The following is a 26,124-nucleotide window of genomic DNA, read 5'->3' on the forward strand; positions in this document are numbered from 1 at the left end:
AGTATTTTGCATTTTAGTCATCATCTAGGGTTTACCACACAGAAGGTGTACTAACACACCCATTTATTAATAAGGGGGGCTTTATTGTTCCATCTGTTGCGATTCTTCGTATGTAGGGCCGTATAACGACGGGATTTTATTTCCTGTGGCTCTTAAATGCGAGATCAGCTCGCCCCGATGATGATATAAATGGTTAAATAAAAAACTTCTGATAACCTGTATCTTAGGCATGGGAGGAAAGGCGGGTTGACCGTTCATGGTCATGGACCACACGTTCATGTATCCCGATTCGTCAGAATCTTCAATGGCTTTTTGCGCTGTTTTCAGGTTATTTTCCAGTTTTTCCAAGATGTTTGATGCTTTGCTGATATCGCCTTTGTCATAGGTATAAGAATTCATTTCAAAATTGTCTTTATTAAACGTCACATCGTACCAACTGTATACTTCTGCAATATGCGATGCCAGTTCAGCAACTGACCAAAGGTGAGGTTGTGGCCGGTAGTCTAAGGCACTGTCAGGTACCATGGCTAATAATTTTCGGGTGCCTTCGGCTTCGTGTTGAAATTCGCTGAGTAATGCTTTTTTTATCATGTTTAGGCGTATTAATGGTGATATTATTTTGTAGAGGTTAAACTTTGTAATAGACGAGAGGGTGGGGTGGTTGATGTGATAATATTTCGTTAAGTTAGTAAAATTCAGCCATATATTTAAGGTGTTCAAACAGTTTTTTGAAGGCTTTGATATTGATCAACCACTATTTGGACGCTCTGTTATTAACCAATTTTACCAAGTGTGGCGTCCAATATTTTTATGTGAGTTCCAACTGTTTATGGGAACCATCGCAATTGGGTGGTCGTTGGGATAGGCCGCAAGTACAATCATTAAAACCATAACCATCCATAATGCGCATTTTGTTTTTTTTAATTCTGGACTGTTTGGTTTTTGATTGTTTCGGGGCGTTAAAATGCAATAGGTAGCCGCGTTGTCTGCCCGGAGTTAAAGCATAAAATGCATTTTTAAAGTTCGCGTCGCTTTCAAATTCCTGTTGTAATTCTAAGGGCAAGTCATGATCAGAAATTTTTATTTTAGTGACGCGCAGGCCAGATTTTTCTATGCTTATGGCTTCATTGATATACTGCTTTAGGATGGGCTTAAGGTCCTTGATTTCTGATAGGTGAGTAAACCGTATCTGTCGGCCAGATTGGACATTTTTTGTTTGTTGTACTAGCAGCTGTTCAGTATCTTTTAATAAAGCACCTTTAGGAAACAGGAGAGCGCAATAGGCTTTAAAACCGTGGATTAAAACGATGTTTTTACCATGGTTTGTATAGCAAGGATGCATCCATTTAAACTCCGCTTCCAGTCCGCATTCCAAAATTATCTCGTGGAGTGTATGTAATTCGTCTTTCCAAGTTTTGAGAGTGTTTAGGAATCTGCTGACGTCTTGGTTCATTGCTTGTAAAGTATTGCACGTATCGTTTATGACTCTAATTTAAAACAAACACGAGAAACATGTCAACTTACGGAATGAAAATTTTCAGGATTATCAATGGTTATATCATAATAGCATCATATTTATCAATAATTGACGCTCCTCGGATTTATTCTTCCAAAATATCATAGCCATAAATCCCATTCTTGTTTTCAGGATGAAGTCTTTTCATGGTGAGATAGTAATCTTGCAGAAAACGGTTTAAGTCCGCAAGGCCATCAGTATAAAAATTAAGTGTATCGCTGTGGTGGGTAATGGACAAAATTCTTCGATGTTGAGATGTCGAGTTCTGACGGTGATTGTTTCGCGCAATAAACATATGTAAAGGCCATACCGTGTCATTTTCCGAGATTGATTTCTCGTACATTATTTGCCATTCCGGATCATTATGATCCTTAAAAGTTAATTCTTTAAACAGAGACCGTACTTTTAGGGAGTCTGATTTTTTAGTAATTTCAATGCGCTCTAATCCTTCGTAGGTACAAACGGAGTGGTCAAAAAACAACTTAATCGTATCCACATCAGTCATCTTATTTTTAAATTCACCGAGATCTGAATGTAAATCGAAATCAGATCTTAGAATTGCCGTATGGCGTGCTGTTTTTTTCTTACAGGACACCACTGCAAGGCTTATAATTAGCATTTTAATAATGTGGTTCAATTTAAGCGTATAATCAGGTTAAGTGTTATTGTGTATACAAAGCTGTATTGAAGACAATTTTATGGAATCAAAATTCCACATATTATATCACATACGGGAAGTCTAAGGTATAATTTAAAATCTAATGATGGTATGGCATTGTTCCTTAGTTACAATCAATTCAATTGGTCATCTACAATCCACAACACCTAATGTAGTCCAATTCGCGTCGCCACAAGTAGGATACATGCTGAAATAATTGTCACATATATCCATTTTAAATAGCGGTTCTTGCTTAACATCAGTCCGCATATGGCCAACAAGCCCATGAATCCGGTCTCAATTCTGGTGCAAAGAATCCCAAATATCATCAGTCCTAACATCAGATGTGTCCAGTTGCTTTTTGGTTTTAAGAGTAGGGCAGTGGCCACTAATAATTCCATAGCAATTGTAGTCCAGGCAAATACATGACTCACTAGCCCAAGATTGGGAATAATATCTTTGAATATAACAGTTTGCCCTAGGTTAGGATCGGAGGTTTTTAATGAGGAGAGCATTTCCGCATTAGCGTTGCTGATTTCTGTGCTTTGAGGAAGAATATCCATAAAATATTTAAATAAAAACCCCCTATTCATCATGTAGTAATAAAAATCGCCAGAAATAAACTGCGGCGATATGAGTTTTTGCACAACTGATGTGACAATAACCACAACTAAAAGCAATTGGATGTTTTTAATGAGGATAGCACTGCGTTGGTGATAGTTGTAACTAATTACAGCAATGACCACTAGCACTAACATAAAATGATGATTGGCAACCCTGAAATAATTGTAATAGAGATCAATAATAAGAAGTGTCAATAGCGTAAGCCAAATGATGGGATGCTTTATGCTATTTCTAAAAACAAACCAACTAAAAATACCAATACAAATAACGGGTAATTTCCATTGCCAATGGGCCTCAGCCATTATTACACAATAACTTATAACCATTGTAAGCAGTAATAAGCTGCTGATAGCAATAGGGTTTGCCAATTTATCCTTTATAAAGATGAAATAGTTCAAAAGTCAGTATTTTTAAGATAAAGTTCGTCCGCCAATACTCTCGTATAACTTTGCTGCTTGGAAGAGACGGATGGTTTCCATAGTTGGATGTGGATGCTGTCTTTTTTTGTGATTTTTAAAATGTGTTCGCCTGCCTTCTGAAGATTTCTACGGTTAGGCATAAGCAAGACTTTGCTCAAGGCTTTTTTAATACTTGGGCTGCTCTTTTTTAATGAATCAACTGACATGCCTGTTATATGGATATGATTATAGACGTAATGTAGTTCTGTATACATACCATAGCCGCCACCCTTCCATTTACTGAGATTTTGGGTATGTGCCATAAAAAAATGAATGGCGATGATTATGACAGCAAGGCTTGGAACACCAAATTTTAATATCAGTTCTTTAAATGGGTTGGGCATAAGCGCTACTCTATATTCATAATTCTTAATAAAAGATATCCACTAATTTATAAGTACTTAGCGGGTTATAATGTATGGCTTTATAGGAGGTTCTGTATGTTAACTTAAAACTCAATTGAGAATTAAAAGGGCGATTATGAAACTCATAAAATGGTTGTGCGGGCCATAAGTTAGGCTGCCTAAAGAATGGTAAGCCTTCTTTTTGCGCTATCCATTATGAAGATTTTTTTTGTAGGTCTCTAATCATCAACCTGGCTTTCAATTTTACCTCAAAGTGGTCCATAGTAATTTTTGAAAGTTGTCTTAACATTAAAGATTCCTTGGCACTCATTACTCGAGGTTTTTGATCGATGATACAAAAAGTACCGAGATTAAAGCCACAAGAGGACCTTAATGGTGCTGCGGCATAAAATTGTAGCACCAAGACCCCAACAACTAAAGGGTTGGCTAAAGTTCTTGGGTCAATTCTCGCGTTTTCAACAATATAAACATCATCAGATATAATTGCAGAACTACATAGACCGGGGTTACGCGGTATTTCTTCAGCGTCAATGCCAAAAGAAGATTTAAACCAAATACGATCAGTATCCACAAGTGATATAATAGCAATTGGCACGTCAAAAATTTTGGAAGCTAAAGACGTCATATCATCATAACAGCCGTCAGGAGGCGTGTCGAGAATTTCATACTGATACAAATTCTCGATTCTAGCAACTTCATGTGAATTTTCCATTAATTAACGATTATATAAAATAGTTTAATGCGCAAACAGTTATTTGTTACCAAATAGACAACCCTTTATGCAGAATTAAAAATACAATACTCGCCCTGAATTTCCGATAAAATCTCTAATAATTTAACATTATCCCATTTTATCTGTAATATAAAACTTGAGCGGATAGGCCAAAGGGTTAATTGCGCGGTCGCTTTAGCATCACATATTTAGGTAATGAATAACGCACCAAGTGCTGTAGAGCACGTTAGTTTGGCAAATTGCATTGTCAAAACTATAAGAACCGCGTATGATGTAGACACAGATTAGGAGGTGTGCATCGCCGTATGTTACCAAGGACCATTCTGGGTTATATTAACAAATTTGCCATTCTCCAATCGGAATGCCCCTCCAAACCCAACAAACCAAAGCCTGTCTTTCTGATCTTTGTAGATTTGGAAAATTACGGGTCCTTTATGGTCATCTGATTTTTGATATTCTGAAATGGTATTACCATCATATCTATATAAATAATGCTGATTGGAGGTAAACCACAACGTTCCATTTTTATCCTCAGCAATACTGCCGATGCCCTTACCAACTTCAATTTTATCTTTTGTGATATTGGTGAATCCCTTTGCGCTGAGACGGAACAAATCCTGTTTTGTAGAAATCCACAAGGTTCCTTTTTCATCTTCAAACACCTCATTTACAAAATTGGTTTTGATGTCAATATTATCAGACACGTTAATGAGTTGATTATTTGCGTATGAAAACAATCCGGCATTGGTACTGAACCACATGGTGCCTTTACGATCTTCCATAATATGATGAACCATTTTGGCGCTAGAAACGCCACGAGTGGCATCTGCTTTACCTTCAGGCAATTTAAAATTCGAGAATTCGAGTCCATTAAAAGTACAAACCCCGTCTATGGTACCAATCCAAATAGTACCAGTTCTGTCTGCCGTTATACACCATACGTCATTGTTCAATAAACCATCAGTTTCATAGTAGTTTGTCACTATGGTGCCGTCTATGCTACTGATACCATCGGTATGTCCAAGCCATATTTTACCCTCTTTGTCTTCAGTAATGTCTTTAATGGTGACCCCTTTTCCTGAGTCCCCTTTAATGTCATCAATGTGCGTTAACACCTGTCCATCATATTTAAATGCGCCGTTTTGGGTACCAAACCATAGGTGTCCTTTGCTGTCTTGGAAAACCGTTCTTACAACATCACTTATCTGCTTGTCAAAATTTTCAAGTTGAAACATACGCTCACCATTCAATTGTGGAATTTGAGGTTTTTCCAGAGTTGTATCACTAGTCTTTGTAGTGGTGCTATCAGTGGCGTCTTGTAAATCAATTTTACTCACTTGTCCTTTACATGAGGTTATGATGATACTTGCAACAACTACTGTCCATACTTTTATCTCGTGCAGTGTAAGTTTTGTTTTCATGTGATTCATTTTGAATTGAAACCCAGAATAACCCTACATAAAGGTTGTGGGTATTATAAATAACTAATATAATAAATCAAACTGATTAATTGTTACACCCTATAAGCTATTGGAATTTGATACATGGTGATGTCTTTCTACATCTTTTTATTAGGCTTGTAAACAGATTGCCAATGCGTTTTAATCATTGTTTTTTTTAAAAATTATATTTCTAACCTAATGAAAATTTTAGTTTACATCCGATTAATCTTCAATACATTTTCTATGCATATTGTGGTGCGAGTCCTCAGATATGGATATCCCGCTAATTAGTTATTATGAGATTTGTAAAAGAAAACTTTTGATGTGGGACAAATATTCTTCTTTTTGATCTAACCAACCATAATGCCCACACTCTTCCAAAAAGAATACACTTGAATTAGAGAAAACTTTTTGTGCAGTCAACGCTAGAGATTCCGGGATAACATCTTGTTTGCCCTGTAAAATTAGCACAGGTTTATTGAAGGATTTTAGGTTTTCTTTACAATCAAAATTGATGTTAAACATAGCGTTCCAAACCAATCGATTCAATCTCATATCACCCTGCATTAATCTTTGACTTACAACGGGGATGTGTTTTTTATCATACACATAGGCGGACGCTAGATACTCACTGAACTTTCTTCGATTGTATGCCGTGCCATTTGCTCTGTTTTTAGTTCTCCAAAAGCTCAAGGAATCAACTTCTTGCGGTGATAATCTAGCATGTAAATTGGCTTGCGCATTTTCAATCAAATGTAAGTCTAGGCCGCCGGATGATGAATGGATCATGGCCTTTACTTTATCAGGATAATGAGCAGCATAATAATTGGCAAGCATGCCTCCAAATGAATGACCAAATACGATCCAATGGGCAACACCAAAATCCCTTCGTATGAATTCAATGTCTTGAATCATTAAATTTAGGGTTATAGTAGAACTGTCAACTGTACTGAGAGTGGAATTTCCAGTGCCTCTTTGATCATATAGTATAGCTGTATATCCAAATGAGGAGAGTTCTTTGGCTATATCTGCAAAGCCTTCACTACTGAACCCAGGTCCTCCATTAATGATTAATATTGGTTGGCCAACACCAATCGTTTTATAGTGAATTTTGCCATCTTTTGTAAGTATTGTCTTTGACTCCTGACCATAAGACATTTGAATGCACATTACTATAATAGTGAATTTTAGTAATGATTTTGCGATGTTGCTAGTAGTTAACATATTAAATAATGGCAAATTATGAAGTAAGACATCCAATTTAATAAATAAATTTCAGAGTCTGTGATTCATAGGTTAAAATTGGAATACCACCTATTTTGTCGATATCTCATTGTGCAATTATAAGTAGTGGTTTGTTAACGCTATCCATATCATTGGCAACACCTGTTCTGTTGGACCTGTCTCGCAACTCGCGTAACTTTCACCTTTTGCTGCTCATTTGCAAGAAGCAGCAGGACTGCCATTTAAAACCCGTTGCAAAGCATTTTTTAAGGAAAACAATTTAAGAGGCATAAGGCAGGTAAATAATAAACTCTGCACCTTCATTGCTTTCGCTCTTAGCTTCAATAAAGCCATTGTGGTTTTCTATAATTTTTTTGACAATTGATAATCCTATTCCAGTGCCTTCAAATTCTTTACGTGTATGCAGGCGCTTAAAAACATCAAAAATTTTCTCACCTGAACTCTGGTTAAAACCGATGCCATTATCTTTTATACGTATTACAGTGTAGGATTTATTAGGGTCAATTTTATTATTCTCGATAGAAGCTCCAGGAACTTTAGAAGCAGAAAATGCAACGATTAATTTTCGTGAGTGGTCTCTAAATTTAATCGCGTTGGAAATTAAATTATACAATACCTGCTTAAACTGAAATGGAATTACCGATACTTCTGTAGAGGCATTAAGAACGAGTTGTCCGTCTACCATATTCAACTCTTCCTTAAGGTCATTATTGATTTCATTGAAAATTAATTTGAAATCGAAATTTTCTAAGGTTCTGTCGCTGTCATTAGTGCGCGAATAGGCAAGCAAATCATTGATTAAGGTTTGCATGCGCTGCGCAGACGCTTCTAATCTGTTGATTCTCGTTTTACTTTTTTCGGAGAGATTGTCAAAATCTTCTAGGACAATTTGTGATGTAAACGTTCTTATTTTCCGTAAGGGTTCCTGAAGGTCATGACTTGAGATATAGGCAAACGACTGTAATTCTTCATTAGATTTTTCAAGTTTCAGATTGGTCTCTTTTAATTCTTGGGTTCTCAGTTCAACTTTCTTTTCCAATTCATCAGAAAATAATTTTTTATCATGAATGTCTAAGGAAGAACTGACCGCACTTTCAAAAGTTTTATCATCTGAAAGTTTTGGCATAAAATAGGTGGCGATCCATCTGTATTGACCATTTTTATCCAGCATCTTTAATTCAGATTCCCAATGGTCATTAAGTTCCATATGTCTTAGGTAATCTTTTAGGGCCTGTTCTTTTTGTGAAGGGTGCACCAATTCTATCCAGCCCAAATTTTGCAATTCGCGCGTAGATTTCCCTGAGAAATTTGACCACGCCTGATTGAAATAAACCGCATTTTTTGTCTTATCGGCCATAGCAATCATCATCGAATTTCCTTCTGCAATTTTTCTAAAACGTTCTTCGCTAGCCACCAATGCCCTATTGGCCAACACTGACGTAGTTGTTTCATTCATAATAATGAGAATTCCCGCTATGTCATTATCTACATCCCTAACAGGACTAAATCCATAAGACCAATAGGCATCTTCAAGAGTGCCATTACGTTCTATGGGCATTAATTGATTGCTTTTCCAGGTGGCCTCACCGCCGTGTTTTAAGTTCAGTAATTCAGGGCCAAAATCATCCCAGATTTCAGACCAAAACTCAGCCGCTGGCATGCCTAAATTAGAAGGATGTTTACCGGTGGTACCTAAACTTTGCCTAAAAACGTCATTGTAAAAGCATATCAAATCTTCTCCCCAAGTAAGAATCATGGGAGATTTGCTGTTGAGTATAATATTGAGGCAGGTTTTTAAACTTACGGACCAGTTCTGGGCAGGTCCCATAGAAGTATCACTCCAATCTTTACTTTTGATAAGGGTTCCCATTTCTCCCTCACTTTTTAAAAATTGCAGCGCTTCGTTAAATGTACTTTCTTTCATGTAATGGCAATTAAAAAATTCTTATGGTTAACACCATCATTGATGGTAGAAAGTGCAGTCTTAATAGCATCGATTAGTGATAAATAATTACTTGGTTTACGAAGGTAATGGTTGGCACCATCCTCCTGTAAAATTGTCGCTACCTCTGGATTATAAGAGGTAGAAAAGATGATGATTTTTAAATCATCATATTTTGGATTGGAACGTAAAATTTTGAGGCATTCGTGCCCATCCATGACAGGCATATTTAAATCTAAAAAAATAGCGTCTGGCCTGAGGTCAGGGTATTGTTCAAGCAACTGGATGGCTTCCATGCCGTGTTCTGCCATCTTAAACTGTACTGGATTTCCAAGCGCCTCTAGTGCCTCTTGAAAAAAAATGCGATCATCTTCGTCATCATCCACCAGTAGAATAAGTTTATCTTTTAGCTTCATTTAACTCTAATATTGATAACAACAATCGGTTTTCTAAAACAAATTTAAAAAATATATAAATTGATGGTGTATATCAAAAAGAAAATATTAACGCAAAGACTAAAATATTAAGCGTTATCTAAAAATTTTCATTAATAGCACTGACTATTTTTTAAAAAAAATGTGATTTATGCAGCTCAAGGCACCTCTATATGGTTACTAATCAGGTTGCCCATTTGGCATGACACATGGCTAAAGCTAAATATTATAGTCATAAGTTTTTAAAATAGGCGAGGGCATGCTCTTATTGATACCCTATAAGCGATCAGTCTTTTGGGGTATAGTTTGTATAATCTGCGGCATTTTCCAATAGGTATTTTGGACTGTTTCCTAAGAAAATATCAAAGTAAGCTGTGTGTGTTGCCCCCATAATGATTAACACCCTGTCGTTTTTTGTTAAGGGAATATCTGAAAAATTGGAGTACATTCTTAAATTTCGTTTATAAAAATCGGCTATAATATCAGAGCCCTCAAAATTATTTGGTGTATGCATAGTGGCCAGAAAATTATAGAGGTCAAATGTTTCCATTTTATATTCCGTAGTGTTGATTTCAGTATATTGTTGGAGGAGTGGCTTGTTGTTTAAAGTTTCATAACCATCCATAATGGATTTAACATACAAGCTATCAGATGGGTTGCTATTGGCCAATGCAATGAGTTTTGGATAATTAAACCCGATGGGGTTATCAATCCCATAAATTTTTTTTGCGCCACTCAATCGCGCCACCTCAAGTCCAATAACGTTTACCTCCTCTGAATAATTAATGCGGTTGCTTTGGTCCGTCTTATACTTTTCAAATGTTTTATTGATGAATTGGGTGCTTTCAGGCGGAATTTCCACACAAATAATTGTGGGTTTAAATTGAACCAATTGTTTTACTATTTGGGCTATCTCAGCTTTAGCCTTGGCACTATTAACATTGGTAACAGAAGAATAGGCGTCTGTGCTTCCACTCAGATGCACTGACGCAAAATTCAGAACAGGTATTTTCTCTGTAGATGCGTTTTCTGATGGGATTTCCGTTTTTAGCTTCGTATTAGACTCCAATTGACAGGCTGATACTGTCAAAATCAAAACGAAGAGCAGTAAATTTTTCATAAGTGGTTGGAGTTTTTTTAAATCGTACTACCTCATTTGTAAACTCATGTGTGCCTATTATTTAAGCTTTAACACAGACCTTAAAGTTGCACATAGATATTACTCTATTTTGAATTCATCTAGTCACACAAATTTAAACGAATTCATAGTTGTGCATCAATTAATTGTGAGAAATTAGCGCATTAAAGACAAGCGCAGGTACTATTACGGAAACGAAGTTTGAGAGTGTTTGAGTGTTTTTGTATACCTGTGATACTTGCAATTTTTTGGACCTACACGAGTATGACTATTTGGGTGTTGAAGATATCATTTAAAAAACGGATGTTAGTCATTAATACGCTGATTGTTAAAGCATTGCGTAACATAGGGAGATGAAGATGACGTTGTTCTGACCTCCGGGTTATGAAAATTCAAAATCGTCCACTAAAATACATCAAAATAATTCAAAATCAATTAGTTACATAAAATTCTATTTTACATAATATCAATTGATATCAAGGAAAATGACCATTTGTTGTACCTATGTTGTACCTAAAAATTAGTAACTTAAGAGTCTAATTTTCAAGTTATGGCATCTATTCAAACAGTCCTTAGAAATAAACCAAATGCACGGAGTTTGTATCCAATTGCGATACGGATCACAAAAGATCGAAAAACATCCTACATTTTTACGGGTCAATATATAGATAAGATGGAATGGAATGAGCAGAAGGGGCTGGTTAAAAAATCTCATCCAAATGCCCTGTCTATAAATCAATTAATTTTTTCCAAACTTAGCCAAGCCAATAAGCGACTTTTAAATGCGGAATCTGATCGAGAATATCAATCCGTTGCTACAATAAAAACCAGTATCGTTAAAAAAGAGCGTTTCGATTTTTTTAGTGCAGTGAAAATTCAATTGAGACGTTTAGAAGAACGCGGTCAGTTTCATCAACGAGATGTTGTAAAACAAAGAATGGCAAAGTTTAAAGCTTTTGCAAAAGCAGACAAGCTCCATTTTAATGAAATAACTCTAGATCTTCTCAAACGTTTCGAAGCTTATTTAAAGAATGATAGAGGGTTAGCATATAGAACGACCGTGAATTATATGATTGCTATTAGAACTATATACAATATTGCGATAGGTGAGAAGTGGGCAGAACGCAATCATTATCCGTTTGGTAGAGGCGGCTATACGATTAAATTTTTGGAGTCTCAAAAAATTGGGCTCACTGTAGAAGAAGTGAAGTTACTTGAAAAGACAGAAATTGTAACCCCCGCTCAGCAGCATGCTTTAAATATTTGGTTGATAAGCTTCTATTTTGCAGGCATAAGAATTGGTGATGTCATGCAGCTTAAGTGGTCAGATTTTATTGATAATAGATTACGTTATCGGATGGGGAAAAATCAAAAATTGGTTTCGCTAAAAATTCCTGAGAAAGTAAAGCCAATACTCGCACATTACAAGGACATTGCTGTGGATGACTTTGTTTTCGAAGAATTGAGAATGGTTGACCCTAAAGATGCAAAAACACTACGTACAAGAATAAAGACCGTTACCCGAACGTGTAATAGGCATTTGAAGAATATTGCTGACGATCTAAGGATTAACAAAAATTTGAGTATGCATATTGCTCGTCATAGTTTTGGTAATATATCAGGAAGTAAAATTCCTATACAAATGCTTCAAAAGTTATACCGTCATTCTTCGGTTACCACCACGATTATGTATCAATCTAATTTTATGCAAGATGATGTGGATGATGCCTTGGATAGAGTTGTGAATTTTCAATAATTTTTTTATTTTTTGTTAGACTGCATAAGCAGAAGGCCATTGGTTCGAATCTATTTCCCGCTATTACTAAAACCAAGGCTTTACAGAAATCTGAGGCCTTTTTTGTTCTAAGGAGTACAGCATATCTACATCATAGTACTGTTTTTATCCTGCTCAATAGGGATCAAGTCCAATTGTTGTAGTTAGTGTCTTAAAAAAATGCTCTAAAAGGTTACTAGTAGTTCGTCTTTGAAAGAAATACCAATAATTAGCATTGATTGATATGCACAAGGGTTTCATATAGATATTTTTTTGATATATTTGCTAAATCAATTTAGCAAATTAGCTAATTAATTTAATCATTTAAACATTTAGTATTCAAATTAAACTAAAAAATCCATTTAACTTTTAAATTTAACTACAGATAGTATGAATTATAAAAATTTAGTAGGGCGATTGCCAAAAATAGGAATTAGACCAACCATCGACGGTAGATTGGATGGAGTAAGGGAATCTTTAGAGGAATCAACAATGCAAATGGCCAAAAACGCAGCCTTATTTCTGGAAAGCAATTTAAGACATGCTGATGGCAGTAAAGTAGAATGTGTAATTTCTGATACATGTATTGGTGGAGTAGTTGAGGCTGCAGCTTCTGCAGATAAATTTAGTAGAGAAGGAGTTGGTTTATCTTTAACTGTTACACCCTGCTGGTGCTATGGAACTGAGACCATTGATATGGATTCTACAATTCCAAAAGCAATTTGGGGATTTAATGGTACAGAACGACCAGGAGCTGTTTATTTAGCAGCTGCTTTGGCAGGCCACAATCAAAAAGGAATTCCTGCATTTAGTATTTATGGAAGGGATGTACAGGATAGTGGTGTTACAACCATACCTGATGATGTTCAGGAAAAATTATTGCGTTTTGCACGTGCTGGTCTTGCAGTGGCTACTATGAAAGGTAAATCATATCTTTCAATGGGTGCGGTATCTATGGGAATTGCAGGTTCAATTATTGATGCTGATTTCTTTGAGAGTTTTTTAGGAATGCGTTGTGAAAGCATTGATATGTCTGAGTTCATTAGAAGAATTGAAGAAGGAATATATGACAAAGATGAATATGAGAAAGCCTTAGCTTGGACTAAAAAAAATTGCAAAGAAGGAAAAGATTACAATCCAAAAGACAGAAAAAAATCGAGAGAAGATTTGGATAAAGACTGGGAGTTTGTTGTTAAAATGGCGCTAATTGGTCGTGATCTAATGATTGGTAATCCTAAATTGAAAGCAATGGGGTATGGCGAGGAGGCCTTAGGTAGAAATGCCCTGGTTAGTGGTTTCCAAGGTCAAAGACAATGGACAGACCATTTTCCAAACGGAGATTTTATGGAAGCAATTTTAACTTCTTCTTTTGATTGGAATGGCGTTAGGCAACCATTTATGGTAGCTACTGAAAATGATAGCTTAAATGGAGTCTCTATGTTATTTGGACACCTTATTAATGGAGCAGCTCAGGTCTTTAGCGACGTTCGAACCTATTGGAGTCCAGAATCTGTTAAACGCGTAACAGGATATGAATTAACTGGTGATGCTGAAAATGGATTCATTCATTTAATAAATTCTGGAGCATCAGCCTTAGATGGATCGGGAGAGCAAAGCATTAATGGAAAACCTGCAATGAAATCATGGTGGGATATTCAAGAAGATGAGGTTCAAAAATGTTTAGACAAAACAACTTGGGGACCTGGAATGTTGGAATACTTTAGGGGAGGTGGCTTTTCATCAACTTTTAATACAAAAGGAGGAATGCCAATAACGATGTGTAGAATTAATATTGTTAAAGGAATAGGTCCTGTGTTACAAATTGCAGAAGGTAAAACAATTGATTTACCTAAAAATGTGCATGATACTCTGGTTGAGAGAACAAATCCAACTTGGCCTACCACTTGGTTTGTTCCTAACTTAACTGGGGAAGGCGCTTTTAAAGATGTATATAGTGTAATGGCTAATTGGGGGGCTAATCATGGAGCTTTTACTTATGGACATATAGGAGCAGATTTAATAACATTAGCATCAATGCTTAGAATACCAGTGAATATGCATAATGTTGTTGAGGAAAAGTTATTTAGACCAAGTGCTTGGGCTTCTTTTGGAATGGATAAAGAAGGAGCGGATTATAGAGCCTGTTCAACATATGGTTCATTATACTAATCCTTGAAATTGTTTTAATTATGAGAAATGACACTTATGTTATTGGTATAGATTACGGAAGTGATTGTGTTAGGGCTGTAGTTATCAGTGCTTTAAATGGAGATGAAATATCTACGGCAACAAAGGATTATAATCGATGGAGTCAAGGTTTGTATTGTGACCCTTTAAAGAATCAATATAGACAACACCCCTTAGATTATATCGAAGCTCTTGAAGAAGTAGTTAAGGATGTTTTATCCACATGTGATTCTGTAGTAACAAATAATATAGTTGCATTGAGTTTTGATACAACTGGTAGCACACCTGTCTTGGTGGATCAAAAAGGAATGCCGTTAGCTTTAAAACCTGAATTTTTTGAAAATCCAAATGCAATGTTTGTATTATGGAAAGATCATACGGCAATTAAAGAAGCGGAAGAAATAAATAAATTGGCTAAGCAATGGAGAGAAGATTATACAAAATATGAAGGAGGTATTTATTCTTCAGAATGGGTTTGGGCTAAAATGCTACATGTTTTAAGAGAAGACGAATCTATCAGAAAAGAGGCTTTTTCTTGGGTAGAACATTGCGATTGGATGCCGGCTTTAGTAACAGGAAATACACTACCTAAAGAAATCAAGAGAAGTAGATGCGCGGCAGGACATAAAGCAATGTGGCATACTGATTGGGAAGGTTTACCTTCTGAAGCGTTTTTATCAACTTTAGATCCGTTATTATTAGGATTTAGAGAAAGATTATATAACGAAACTTTTACGAGCGGAGTTAGTGTTGGAAACTTATCTGATGAGTGGGCAGTAAGGTTGGGATTAACGACTAATGTAAAAGTAGGGGTAGGTATTTTTGATGCACATTCAGGAGCAGTTGGCGGTGAGATAAAACCCGGAGCATTATTGAGGATTATAGGTACATCAACCTGTGACATAATGGTAGTTCCTTATGAACAAATTAATGACAGACTAATACAAGGTATTTGTGGGCAAGTTGATGGTTCTGTAGTGCCTGGATTAATTGGATTAGAAGCTGGACAAAGTGCTTTTGGTGATATTTATGCTTGGTTTAAGGAAATTCTATCTTGGCCACTTACATTGATAAAAGATCAAAAGTTAGTTGCAAGAGTAGAAGCAGAAATAATTGAACAATTATCTTTTGAAGCGTCAAAATTACCAGTTACAGAATGTGATATTATTGCAACAGATTGGTTAAATGGAAGACGCACTCCAGATGCAGATCAAACCTTAAAAGCGACTATTACAGGACTAACGTTGGGGACTACAGCTCCAATGATTTTTAAGTCTTTAGTGGAAGCCTCAGCTTTTGGATCAAAAGCTATTGTAAATAGGCTTGTTGAAAATAGTATAGAGATTAAAGAAATAATTGCGTTAGGTGGAGTCGCTAAAAAGTCAGAATTTGTTATGCAAACACTTTCCAATGTTTTGAACTTGAAGATTAAAGTAGCAAAATCAAATGAAACTTGTGCTCTGGGAGCAGCTATGTATGCTGCAGTTGTTGGAGGCGTGTATAATACGTTACAAGAGGCACAAAAAGCTATGGGATATGGTATGGAGAAAGAATATTTCCCAAATGCTTCAAAAGCTAAAGTTTATGAATCTAATTACAATAAATATACAAAATTAGGTAAATGTTAAGTTAAAGTAATTAATTTAGACAAATAAATTGATTTGAAGGGATATCACTTTATTTATAATTTAATAAGTTTTATTAGGAAGAAAATATCAAAACGAAAGGAAATAATAAGTAAATCTAAAGGTTATATGAAGAAGGTAAGTTTGAGTGATATTTCTAAAGAATTAGGAGTTTCTAAAACATTAGTGTCTTTCGTTATGAATGGTAGAGCCAAGGAGAAGAGGATTAATGATGAAGTAGCAAAGAAAGTACTCGCTAAAGCAAAAGAATTAGGGTATAAAGCTGATTACCTTGCTAGAGCTATGAGAACAGGGAAATCTCAAACAATAGGATTAGTTATGGCAGATATTTCGAATCCATTTTTTTCAAAATTAGCAAGAAGTATTGAAAATGAAATAGCGAAATTTGGTTATAATGTAATTTTTGGTAGTTCTGATGAGGATCATATTAAATCAGGTAAATTAATTGAAGTATTTAAAGATAAAAAGGTAGATGGACTTATTATTTGCCCTACCGTAGGAGATAAAAATCACATCAAGAAATTAAATAAAGAAAAATATCCATATGTTTTGGTTGATAGGTATTTTAAAGAAATACCATCAAATAATGTAATGGTGGATAACTATGGAGGTTCTTTTGAAATCGTTGATAATCAAATTAAATCAGGAAGAAAAAAAATTGCTTTTATTAATTTTAATGTAGAGTTAATTAACATGATGGATCGTTTCCATGGGTATCTAGAAGCTTTAAAAGTGAATGGATATGAATTAGACAACACATTAGTTAAGAATGTAAGTTTTAAAGATATTGAAAAGGAAACTTATGAAGCAATGGAAGAGTTATTGAATGTTAACCCAAAGATTGATTCTATATATTTTGCTAATAATCGATTGGCTTTCCTAGGTATAAAATATCTCATTGAAAACAATATTAACGACCTTAAAAAACTACAGTTATCATCATTTGATGGTTTCGATTTTATGCCTTTGATGCAAATGCATATCAGTTATGGAATCCAGCCTATAGAGCAGTTGGGGATATCAGCGGTAGATTCTATTATGAAACAAATAAATAATAAAGAAGAATCTTCGAAACATGCTATGCTTCCAATGGATCTTTCCTTAATAAATTAATGGATTTTTCCCGTTATCACATATTTGTTTTAGGATAGTGTCTTTTTTGGATAACTATTAAAAATATGGTACTTTAGCTAAATCGATTCAGCAATATGAAAATATTGGTTTTGAGAAACTAACGTTTTTCCTTTTATATTGACATACTTTATTTAAAGTAAAATACGAAACTGAGAATATTATTTTAGAAACTAAAAAGAATGGCCTTTAGAGAATTCCGTATGTGAGATTTGATTGGAAAATTATGAATAAAGAAATTAAAAAAGTTGATAAGAATAAATCTATGGTAGATTTTTCTAATGGTCAGATCCCAATTGTTTCAAAGCAAGTGCTGATCCCATTTATTTTAATAACGTCCTTATTTGCTTTATGGGGTTTTGCAAATGATATTACCAATCCAATGGTTTCTGCATTTAAAAAAATCATGGAACTAGACAATTTTCAAGCCTCATTAGTGCAATTGGCTTTTTATGGAGGATATGGAACCATGGCATTGCCTGCTGCAATTTTTATAAAGAGATACTCTTATAAAAAGGGAATATTGATGGGGTTAACGCTCTATGCTGTTGGAGCATTATTGTTTTATCCTGCAGCAGTTTACGAACAGTATTATTACTTTTTGGCAGCCTTGTATATTTTAACTTTCGGACTAGCATTTTTAGAAACCACAGCCAACCCTTATATATTGGCAATGGGAGATGAAAGAACAGCAACCCAACGTTTAAACTTGGCGCAGGCTTTTAATCCTATAGGGGCATTGTCAGGGTTATTTGTTGCTCAAACTTTTGTGTTAGGAGCTTTACAATCTGACGATGTAAACTTTTCAGCATTAACTGAAGACGCCAAATCAGTAATTAAAACATCTGATTTATTGGTGATAAGAGACCCATATGTGGCTTTAGGAGCTTTTGTATTGTTGATGTTAGCTGTTATTGCCTTTGTGAAAATGCCAGAAAATATGGAAAGCAATCAATCAAGTGTTTGGGAGTCTATAAAAAGATTGTTTAAAAAAGAGCGTTTTGTAGGTGGGGTAATTGCACAAACATTTTATGTTGGTGCACAAATTATGTGTTGGACCTATATTTATCAATATGCCGAAATATTGGGGATTGACAACCAAACGACTGTTTATTACGCCATGTCTGCTTTAGGAGTATTTTTAGCTGGACGTTGGATTTGTACTTTTCTTTTGAAATATATAAACTCAGGAAAGCTATTATTAATTCTTTCCTTAGGAGCAATTGGTTGTACTCTCGGAGCCATATTTATTCATGGAATGGGAGGTTTGTATAGTTTGGTGGCTATTTCTTTCTGTATGTCTTTAATGTTTCCAACAATTTACGGAATTGCTTTAAAAGGTTTAGGCGACGATGCCAAATATGCTTCAGCATTCTTAGTAATGGCCATTGTTGGTGGTGCAATTATGCCATCATTGCAAGGTTTAATTTTAGATATTGGAGGTCCAGGATATAAAGATGTTTCAATATTAGGTGTGCCTGAAGTGAATTTTTCATTTTTTCTACCATTAACGTGCTATGTGGTAGTTGCGTTATACGGTTACCGAGCAATTAGGTATAATTAGAAACAAGTCAATGGACTGTAATTAAAAACACTATAAATCATGAAAAATACATTTAATAATGTAATTATAACAGTAATTGTTTTGATAATTACAGTTTCGTGCCATACTAAAAAAAATAAAAAAGTGGAAAAAACAACTGAAGAAAAAACAATAGAGGAAAAAGGAACTTTCGGTTACGATAAAGCCTTTCTTCTAAAGCATTACAAAAACACCATCGTTTTAGAAAGCAATGACGGTAAATCAGGTATGGTACTTTCTCCAGAATTGCAAGGACGTGTTATGACAAGTACTTTAAATGGAGAAGAAGGAATGAGTTTTGGTTGGTTGAATTATGACTTGATCAGCTCAAAAGAAACCAAAAATCATTTCAATCCTACCGGTGGTGAAGAACGCTTTTGGTTAGGGCCAGAAGGCGGTCAATTTTCAATTTATTTTGCAAAAGATAAAAGTTTTGAATTTGAAAACTGGTATGTTCCGGCATCAATAGATACAGAGGCATTTACAGTAATTGAACAAAATGACCATAGCGTATTGTTTAAAAAAGAAATGAATTTGGTAAATTATTCAGGCACAAAATTCAATATTGATGTAAATAGGAAAGTTAGCCTTCTAACGAAACAGCAGGTTCTAGAAACATTGGAGCTATCAAATGACAAGTTCAACATGGTAGCCTATGAAACTCAAAACAAGGTCAAGAACATAGGTAAGGAGCCATGGAGCAAAGATTCAGGATTGTTGTCAATATGGTTACTGAGTATGATGACTCCTTCTCCTGAAGTAACCGTAGTTGTCCCTATAAAAGAAGGTTTAGAAAGTGAAAAAGGAATAAAAGTGAACGATAATTATTTTGGGAAAGTAGCTGATGATAGATTAAAAAGTACTCAACGCAATGTGTTTTTTAAAGCTGATGGAAAAAGTCGCGGAAAAATTGGATTTTCTCCGCAAAGGTCAACTGAATTTATAGGAAGCTATGACGCTCAAAATAAAGTGCTAACTATTTTGCAGATTCCAGAACCAAAACCTACAGATAAATATGTAAACTCAGCATGGGAATTGCAAAAAGACCCCTATTCTGGAGACGTATTAAACTCTTATAATGATGGTCCTTTAGAAGATGGTTCTCAAATGGGGCCTTTTTATGAATTAGAGAGTTCTTCTCCTGCCTTGGCTCTAAAACCTAATCAGAGTTATATCCATACACAGCGTATCTATCATTTTAAAGGTTCAAAAGTAGTATTGAATAAAATAGCAAAACAATTATTAAAAGTTTCAATTGAAGAGATTGAAGCAGTCTTTTAAAAAAATAATTATGATTAATAAAATTTTAACCTGCGCATTTTGTGTACTAATATTCACAGCAGCTAATGCACAAGGTCAGCGAACAATAAAAATAAATTCAGAAGATTCACACGACGATATTATCGAAAAAGCAGCTTTGGTGGTTCCAACTGCCAACCAATATGCTTATAAAAAACTAGAGTTCACATGTTTTGTTCATTTTGGAGTGAATACGTTTACTAGAAAAGAATGGGGAGATGGGTTTGAAGACCCAAAAATTTTTAATCTCCAAAATTTAGATACCGACCAATGGTGTAGAACGGCGAAAGAAGCAGGGATGAAATTGGTTATGTTTACCGCGAAACATCACGATGGATTTGTTCTTTGGCAATCACGATACACCAAGCATGGTGTAATGTCTTCACCATTTAAAGATGGTAAAGGGGATGTGCTTAAGGAACTAGCGGCATCTTGCCAAAAATATGGATTGAAGCTAGGTGTGTACCTTTCTCCGGCAGACTTATATCAGATAGAAAATAAAGAAGGACTTTATGGAAACTTAAGTGAATATACCGAACGTGTAATTCCTCGACCTATAGAGGGAAGGCCTTTTGCTAACAAAACATCTTTTAAATTTAAGGTAGACGATTATAATGAGTATGTTTTGAACCAGCTTTTTGAATTGTTAACAGAATATGGGCCAATCCATGAAGTATGGTTTGATGGAGCACATCCAAAGCGTAAGGGAGATCAACAATACAATTATTTGGCGTGGAAAAAATTGATACAAACTTTGGCTCCAGAGGCTGTTATTTTTGGAAAAGAAGACGTTCGCTGGTGCGGTAATGAATCGGGTGCTACGCGTGAATCTGAATGGGATGTGGTTACCTTTGATGAAGACCCTCATCAAATGAATCTTTTTCCAGATATGCATGGAGATTTAGGGAGTCGAGAAAAATTATTTGATGCAAAATATTTGCATTATTTACCGGCAGAGACAGATACGTCTATTAGAGAAGGTTGGTTTTATAGAGATGAGACAGATCAAAAGGTGCGTAGTGCAGATGATGTGTTCGATATCTACGAACGATCGGTTGGAGGGAATGCTACATTTTTGTTAAATATACCGCCCAATAGAGAAGGAAAGTTTTCTGATGAAGATGTAAGCGTACTTAAAGAAGTAGGGAAAAGAATAAGAGAAACTTATGGTAATGATCTCTTGAAAAATGCCAAAGGAGAAAGTGCTATACTTGATGCAAATGAAGATTCTTATGTTTTGGGAGAAAATGGTAAAGATACTTTTATCATTACTTTACCAAAGACGATAACATTGAATCGTTTTGTATTACAAGAAGCCATTCAAACTCATGGACAACGCATAGAAAAACATGCATTAGATGCATGGGTAAATGATAAATGGGAACATGTAGCGGAAGGTACTACAATAGGATATAAAAAAATATTAAGATTTGCTGATGTGACCGCCAACAAACTGAGAGTAAGAATATTAAAATCACGTTCAAAATTTTCCTTATCTAAAGTATCTGCACATTATTATACACCGCGTCCACCGCAATTGTCAATTAACCGTAACCTTAACGGCCAAGTAACTATTGCACCTAAAAAAAGTGATTTCGGATGGAAATTACATGGAGAAGGTTTTCAAAAGGATTTATCAAATGACTTGGAAATTAGATACACTACAGATGGTACCGTTCCTAATAAAAACTCTAAAATTTTTACAAATAGTTTTTTCTTGAAATCAGGTGGAGTCAAAGCTATTGCATTCGAAAAGGAACAAACAGGAAGTTTGTCAGAAAGAGAATTTGGGTTGGTTAAAAAGAACTGGACTGTCAAAGGTACAACTGATAATAAGAACAAGCCAGAAAATGCAATTGATGCCGACGAGAAAACGTATTGGAATTCCGGAAATGGAGTACCAGAATTAACAATCGATTTAAAAGAAACTAAATCGATTCGAGGGTTTATTTATACGCCACCATTAAACTTTAAAGAAGGACTTATTGAGAAAGGAATTATAAAAGTAAGTAAAAACGGGGAATCATGGAAAACAGTACAAACTTTTGATTTAGGAAACCTTATCAATGACCCAACGGCACGGACAATACAATTTACCAAAAAAGTAAAAGGACAATATATTCGAATAGAAGCAATAATAGGTGCGGGAGGAAGCACTTCAGCAACCATTGCAGAAATTGATATATTAGAATAAATGATGCATTATACCTTTTAAAATGAGGAGGGAAATATATCAAAAAAAGAATGTTTTTTTTAGATTTAAAATTAGCCAATAGAAACTTTTATTACCAAAATACAGAAAAATGAAATCAATAAACATAGTTGTAGCAATAGTGGTCACTCTAACCATATCTTCATGTAACATCAGTAAAGCGCAAATCAATAAACCCAATGAGCAAGGGTTGTCGCTGTTGGAACTTGCTGATATACCCTATTTAAAAGGAGAAAGTCGACAAATATTTGATCCAAAACCAGCTAAGGATTTTGATGAAAACAAATGGTTCACTAATGATCATTGTTTTGTAACCGATAAAAAAGGAGAACTTCATTGGTTTGGAATCAATAATCCTTTTCCTCCAGAAGGGAAAGAACTATATAGATACCATCCCTATTTAGGTCATTTAACTTCAAATAGTGCAACCGAAAACTGGAAACGTCAACCTTTTGCTATTAATGAAATTGAAGGAACTGAATACGTTGGAGCTCCATTTGTTGTATGGCATGATGAATCTAATCGTTGGGTAATGGTTGTAGAACAATGGAGAGAGAAAAGGCAATTAGAGGTTTATTGGTCTACAGATTTAATGAACTGGGAAGAAACTAAAACCGCCATTTTACCAAATAAATTAAGGATAGGAACAAGAGATCCTCATATCATGAAAGGCTCTGATGGAAAATATTGGATTCACGTGGTGGCAACTGGAAATAAAGGTGTAAAGCAATCACAGGTACTTAGAATTAGAACTAAAGATTTCATCACTTTTGAAGACCCTGAAACCATCTTAGGGATTAATGACATAGAATGGGCAACTTTAATAGAATCTCCTTATTTAAAAGAACACAACGGACTTTGGTATTTGTTTTTTACCTATGCCCACAGACGTTATGCAGAGACATTAGTAGTTGTCTCAGATGATCCAGATCATTTTGATTACGAAAAAAATGTGGTAACAACCTTATTTGGTCATGCGGCAGAAATAGTCAATTATAAAGGAAAAGAATATATCACTTCTTGTGGTCCTGAAGATGCACATTATTTGAATGGTCATGGTGTGACTATGACTGAATTGGGGTGGTTAAAACAATAATAAATAATTGAAATAAAAAATATAAAGTCGTGAATAGATTATATGCCATTATTTTAATGGGACTGTTCGTATTGAATGTAACAGCTCAAACAGATAAGAAAAGTAAATTAGAAGGCAGTTCAACAAATGAATTAAAGTATATTGGAATGCCCGTGGGAGGAATCTGTGCAGGACAAGTATACCTTGGAGGTGATGGCCAACTTTGGTATTGGGATATTTTCAACGTAGCAATGTTAAACCCAGGTAATGAAGGAGGACATCGATATTATGAAAACCCACTAACCCAAGATAAAAAGTTTGAAAACGGTTTTGGATTGACCATTCGCCAAGGAGATCGTGTTCTTGTGAGAGCTTTAAACAGTACAGGTTTTTCGGATGTGCTATTTGAAGGAGAATATCCTGTTGGTAAAGTTTCTTATAATGATGATAGGTTACCAGTAAGTGCAAACTTAGTAGCTTATTCTCCTTTTATCCCAACAGATGCTAAGAATTCTGGATTACCAGTTACAATATTAGAATATACAGTAAGCAATAATGATGATGAAGATGTAGCTATAGAATTATCAGGATGGTTACAAAATATGTCAAGTTTCTTAAGTGCAGAAGGCAATGAAGGAAAGCATACTAATAAAGTGATTTCAACAGAAGAATATACTCGTTTGGTATGTGAGAGCGATGATAAATTTAAAGATAAATTACCCGATTGGGGCTCAATGAGTTTGACTTTAGTTGGTAAAGGAAAGGCTACTGCAGAATCTATTGATTCAAAAGGATTGCCAATTTTTAACGCGAATGGTGACAAGAAGGAAGCCTCGACAAGTCTTGGAAATAAGCTAGTCGGTAGCGTATCTGGATCTACAGTTTTAAAACCAGGAGAAAGCAAGACTTTTACGTTTCATTTAAGTTGGTACTTTCCAAATATTCATTTGTGGGATGGAGGGCATCATTGGAAAAATAAAGAAAACCTAAGACATTATTATACGACATATTTTAATAGTTCTAAAGAGGTGTCTGATTATTTACTAAATAATAATAATCTTTTGGAAACCACCAAAACATGGAATAAAACTTGGTATGATTCTTCCTTGCCAAAATGGTTTTTAGACAGAACATTTGTCAATGTTAGTACTTTGGCTACCACAGCCTCGGTAAGGTTTAACGATCTAACCGATTCTCCAGAAAGTGAAGGACGCTTTTATACTTTTGAAGGAGTTTATCTAGGTGAAGGAACTTGCACCCATGTTTTTCATTATGAGCAAGCTATGGGTAGAGTTTTCCCAAACTTGGCACGACAACTTAGAGAACAGATAGATTTAGGCTTGTCATATGAAGAAAATGGTATTATTGGTTATCGGGGTGAATTTAGTAATACAGGACGTCATGATGGACGAGGATTTGCTATTGATGGGCACGCAGGTACGATAATGCGCATTTACCGTGAACATTTAATGTCTTCAGACAAAACATTTCTAAAAAATAACTGGAAGAGAATTAAGAAATCTATCCAGGTTATGATAGATCAGGATAAGGAAAAAACAGGACGTGCTGATGGGATTTTGGAAGGTAAACAATACAATACCTTAGATAGAACTTGGTATGGAAAAATTACTTGGATAAGTGGTTTGTATGCAGCTTCTTTAAGAGCAGGGGTTGAAATGGCAAAGGAAATGGGTGACTCTAAATTTTCTAGGGAATGTGAAAAAATAGCAAATAAATCATTCAAAAATATTTCTAAGGAATTATTTAATGGAGAATATTTTATTCAAAAAACAGATATGGAACATCCTGATTCTCCAAATACCAATATAGGCTGTCATACCGATCAATTATTGGGGCAATATTGGACGACTCAAACAGGGTTGGGAGATATTTTACCAAGCGATCAGGTAAAAAAAGCACTTCAATCTATTATGAAATACAATTTTACCGATAACTATGGAGACTATTTGAAGCATGCAGATATTCCTGTAAAACGTTTCTATGCTGATAAAGATGAACAAGGAATTATTATGTGCACCTTTCCAAAAGGCGGTACAGATGAGGCTCCTGGAATTATTAAAAATGAATGGGAAAATCTGGTTATAGGTTATTTTAGTGAAATATGGACCGGACAGGAACATCAATTGGCGGCAACTCTTATCTCTGAGGGACTTGTAGAAGAGGCTATGAAAATTGAAAAAGCGGTACATGATCGCTATGCTCCTTCAAAAAGAAACCCATATAACGAGATTGAGTATGGGAATCATTATACCAGAGCAATGAGTGGTTATGCTCCTTTTATTGCGGCTTCTGGCTTTAAATATTATGGCCCAAAGGGAATTATTGGTTTTGCACCGAAGATGAATCCGGAAAACTTTAAATCAGCCTTTATAACAGCAGAAGGCTGGGGAAGTTTTAGTCAACAGGTAACGGATTCTTCCCAAGAAGTACAGTTGAGTATGAATTATGGCAAATTAAACCTGAATCAAATCCAACTCGAACTTCCTAAGGGGAAAAAAGCTTCCAAGTGGCAGATTACCTTAAATGGAGAAGCTGTGACGACCCTTGACTCTAAATCTATAGAAGGAGCATTAAATATAAGAACAGCTCCCATTTCCTTAGAGAAAGGAGATGTTATAAAAGCAGTGTTAGTCCTGAAATAA

General features: G+C 35.2%; 20 protein-coding genes. 9 read left to right on the forward strand and 11 right to left on the reverse strand.

Annotation, left to right across the window (positions count from 1 at the left end; translation table 11 throughout):
• Positions 1–81: 81 nt before the first annotated feature.
• The 11 genes from BXY82_RS08845 to BXY82_RS08900 all read right to left on the reverse strand — a co-directional run bounded on the left by BXY82_RS08845 (position 82) and on the right by BXY82_RS08900 (position 10,537).
• Positions 82–591, reverse strand: a complete 510-nt coding sequence (locus tag BXY82_RS08845) for a DinB family protein (RefSeq protein WP_133757838.1) — start codon at positions 589–591, stop codon at positions 82–84.
• Positions 592–808: 217 nt separating this feature from the next.
• Positions 809–1,453 (reverse strand): DUF1801 domain-containing protein, encoded by a 645-nt coding sequence (locus tag BXY82_RS08850; protein WP_133757839.1) that lies wholly within the window; start codon positions 1,451–1,453, stop codon positions 809–811.
• A gap of 148 nt (positions 1,454–1,601) precedes the next feature.
• Positions 1,602–2,135: a hypothetical protein gene (locus BXY82_RS08860; RefSeq protein ID WP_133757840.1), complete on the reverse strand. Its 534-nt coding sequence runs from the start codon at positions 2,133–2,135 to the stop codon at positions 1,602–1,604.
• Positions 2,136–2,341: 206 nt separating this feature from the next.
• Positions 2,342–3,196 (reverse strand): hypothetical protein, encoded by an 855-nt coding sequence (locus BXY82_RS08865; RefSeq protein WP_133757841.1) that lies wholly within the window; start codon positions 3,194–3,196, stop codon positions 2,342–2,344.
• Positions 3,193–3,600, reverse strand: coding sequence for a hypothetical protein (locus BXY82_RS08870; protein WP_133757842.1), 408 nt, complete (start codon positions 3,598–3,600; stop codon positions 3,193–3,195). Before BXY82_RS08870 ends, BXY82_RS08865 begins: the two co-directional genes overlap by 4 nt.
• A 214-nt stretch (positions 3,601–3,814) precedes the next feature.
• The gene (locus BXY82_RS08875) at positions 3,815–4,333 is read right to left on the reverse strand and encodes a GAF domain-containing protein (protein ID WP_133757843.1); all 519 of its coding nucleotides are present in this window, start codon (positions 4,331–4,333) and stop codon (positions 3,815–3,817) included.
• 329 nt (positions 4,334–4,662) lie between these two features.
• Entirely contained in the window at positions 4,663–5,775 is a 1,113-nt protein-coding gene (locus tag BXY82_RS08880) for a ligand-binding sensor domain-containing protein (protein ID WP_166643279.1), read from the reverse strand.
• Positions 5,776–6,090: 315 nt separating this feature from the next.
• Positions 6,091–6,966 (reverse strand): alpha/beta fold hydrolase, encoded by an 876-nt coding sequence (locus tag BXY82_RS08885; protein ID WP_166643280.1) that lies wholly within the window; start codon positions 6,964–6,966, stop codon positions 6,091–6,093.
• Between the two features lie 334 nt (positions 6,967–7,300).
• Complete coding sequence (locus tag BXY82_RS08890) at positions 7,301–8,965, reverse strand: sensor histidine kinase (RefSeq protein ID WP_133757846.1); 1,665 nt, start codon at positions 8,963–8,965, stop codon at positions 7,301–7,303.
• A complete protein-coding gene (locus BXY82_RS08895; RefSeq protein ID WP_133757847.1) occupies positions 8,962–9,399 on the reverse strand; it encodes a response regulator in 438 nt (145 codons plus the stop codon). The genes BXY82_RS08890 and BXY82_RS08895 overlap by 4 nt, the downstream gene beginning before the upstream one ends.
• 304 nt (positions 9,400–9,703) lie before the next feature.
• Positions 9,704–10,537: a DUF5694 domain-containing protein gene (locus BXY82_RS08900; RefSeq protein WP_133757848.1), complete on the reverse strand. Its 834-nt coding sequence runs from the start codon at positions 10,535–10,537 to the stop codon at positions 9,704–9,706.
• A 568-nt stretch (positions 10,538–11,105) separates the two neighbouring features.
• Between BXY82_RS08900 and BXY82_RS08905 the strand changes: the two genes are divergently transcribed.
• The 9 genes from BXY82_RS08905 (at position 11,106) to BXY82_RS08945 (ending at position 26,124) form a co-directional block, all read left to right on the forward strand.
• Entirely contained in the window at positions 11,106–12,311 is a 1,206-nt protein-coding gene (locus BXY82_RS08905) for a site-specific integrase (protein WP_133757849.1), read from the forward strand.
• 408 nt (positions 12,312–12,719) lie between these two features.
• Positions 12,720–14,498: an L-fucose isomerase gene (locus BXY82_RS08910; protein ID WP_133757850.1), complete on the forward strand. Its 1,779-nt coding sequence runs from the start codon at positions 12,720–12,722 to the stop codon at positions 14,496–14,498.
• 20 nt (positions 14,499–14,518) lie between these two features.
• Positions 14,519–16,144 carry a ribulokinase gene (locus BXY82_RS08915; RefSeq protein WP_133757851.1) on the forward strand — a complete coding sequence of 542 codons (1,626 nt, stop codon included), beginning with the start codon at positions 14,519–14,521 and terminating at the stop codon, positions 16,142–16,144.
• Between the two features lie 126 nt (positions 16,145–16,270).
• Positions 16,271–17,275, forward strand: a complete 1,005-nt coding sequence (locus BXY82_RS08920; RefSeq protein WP_133757852.1) for a LacI family DNA-binding transcriptional regulator — start codon at positions 16,271–16,273, stop codon at positions 17,273–17,275.
• A gap of 283 nt (positions 17,276–17,558) precedes the next feature.
• The gene (fucP, locus tag BXY82_RS08925; RefSeq protein ID WP_133758631.1) at positions 17,559–18,857 is read left to right on the forward strand and encodes an L-fucose:H+ symporter permease; all 1,299 of its coding nucleotides are present in this window, start codon (positions 17,559–17,561) and stop codon (positions 18,855–18,857) included.
• 39 nt (positions 18,858–18,896) lie between these two features.
• Positions 18,897–20,156, forward strand: coding sequence for a DUF6786 family protein (locus BXY82_RS08930; RefSeq protein WP_133757853.1), 1,260 nt, complete (start codon positions 18,897–18,899; stop codon positions 20,154–20,156).
• A 10-nt stretch (positions 20,157–20,166) separates the two neighbouring features.
• Positions 20,167–22,368 carry an alpha-L-fucosidase gene (locus tag BXY82_RS08935; RefSeq protein ID WP_133757854.1) on the forward strand — a complete coding sequence of 734 codons (2,202 nt, stop codon included), beginning with the start codon at positions 20,167–20,169 and terminating at the stop codon, positions 22,366–22,368.
• Positions 22,369–22,477: 109 nt separating this feature from the next.
• Positions 22,478–23,482 (forward strand): hypothetical protein, encoded by a 1,005-nt coding sequence (locus BXY82_RS08940; protein ID WP_133757855.1) that lies wholly within the window; start codon positions 22,478–22,480, stop codon positions 23,480–23,482.
• 29 nt (positions 23,483–23,511) lie between these two features.
• Positions 23,512–26,124 carry a GH116 family glycosyl-hydrolase gene (locus BXY82_RS08945; RefSeq protein ID WP_133757856.1) on the forward strand — a complete coding sequence of 871 codons (2,613 nt, stop codon included), beginning with the start codon at positions 23,512–23,514 and terminating at the stop codon, positions 26,122–26,124.

It is taken from the genome of Gelidibacter sediminis (genome assembly GCF_004364975.1).
Taxonomy (GTDB): domain Bacteria; phylum Bacteroidota; class Bacteroidia; order Flavobacteriales; family Flavobacteriaceae; genus Gelidibacter; species Gelidibacter sediminis.

What these genes read in the sequence shown, in the direction of transcription:
- BXY82_RS08845 (WP_133757838.1), bottom strand. Translation starts at nt 591, where the DNA reads ATGATAAAAAAAGCATTACTCAGCGAATTTCAACACGAAGCCGAAGGC.
- BXY82_RS08850 (WP_133757839.1), bottom strand. Translation starts at nt 1,453, where the DNA reads ATGAACCAAGACGTCAGCAGATTCCTAAACACTCTCAAAACTTGGAAA.
- BXY82_RS08860 (WP_133757840.1), bottom strand. Translation starts at nt 2,135, where the DNA reads ATGCTAATTATAAGCCTTGCAGTGGTGTCCTGTAAGAAAAAAACAGCA.
- BXY82_RS08870 (WP_133757842.1), bottom strand. Translation starts at nt 3,600, where the DNA reads ATGCCCAACCCATTTAAAGAACTGATATTAAAATTTGGTGTTCCAAGC.
- BXY82_RS08875 (WP_133757843.1), bottom strand. Translation starts at nt 4,333, where the DNA reads ATGGAAAATTCACATGAAGTTGCTAGAATCGAGAATTTGTATCAGTAT.
- BXY82_RS08880 (WP_166643279.1), bottom strand. Translation starts at nt 5,775, where the DNA reads ATGAAAACAAAACTTACACTGCACGAGATAAAAGTATGGACAGTAGTT.
- BXY82_RS08885 (WP_166643280.1), bottom strand. Translation starts at nt 6,966, where the DNA reads ATGTGCATTCAAATGTCTTATGGTCAGGAGTCAAAGACAATACTTACA.
- BXY82_RS08890 (WP_133757846.1), bottom strand. Translation starts at nt 8,965, where the DNA reads ATGAAAGAAAGTACATTTAACGAAGCGCTGCAATTTTTAAAAAGTGAG.
- BXY82_RS08895 (WP_133757847.1), bottom strand. Translation starts at nt 9,399, where the DNA reads ATGAAGCTAAAAGATAAACTTATTCTACTGGTGGATGATGACGAAGAT.
- BXY82_RS08900 (WP_133757848.1), bottom strand. Translation starts at nt 10,537, where the DNA reads ATGAAAAATTTACTGCTCTTCGTTTTGATTTTGACAGTATCAGCCTGT.
- BXY82_RS08905 (WP_133757849.1), top strand. Translation starts at nt 11,106, where the DNA reads ATGGCATCTATTCAAACAGTCCTTAGAAATAAACCAAATGCACGGAGT.
- BXY82_RS08910 (WP_133757850.1), top strand. Translation starts at nt 12,720, where the DNA reads ATGAATTATAAAAATTTAGTAGGGCGATTGCCAAAAATAGGAATTAGA.
- BXY82_RS08915 (WP_133757851.1), top strand. Translation starts at nt 14,519, where the DNA reads ATGAGAAATGACACTTATGTTATTGGTATAGATTACGGAAGTGATTGT.
- BXY82_RS08920 (WP_133757852.1), top strand. Translation starts at nt 16,271, where the DNA reads ATGAAGAAGGTAAGTTTGAGTGATATTTCTAAAGAATTAGGAGTTTCT.
- fucP (WP_133758631.1), top strand. Translation starts at nt 17,559, where the DNA reads ATGGTAGATTTTTCTAATGGTCAGATCCCAATTGTTTCAAAGCAAGTG.
- BXY82_RS08930 (WP_133757853.1), top strand. Translation starts at nt 18,897, where the DNA reads ATGAAAAATACATTTAATAATGTAATTATAACAGTAATTGTTTTGATA.
- BXY82_RS08935 (WP_133757854.1), top strand. Translation starts at nt 20,167, where the DNA reads ATGATTAATAAAATTTTAACCTGCGCATTTTGTGTACTAATATTCACA.
- BXY82_RS08940 (WP_133757855.1), top strand. Translation starts at nt 22,478, where the DNA reads ATGAAATCAATAAACATAGTTGTAGCAATAGTGGTCACTCTAACCATA.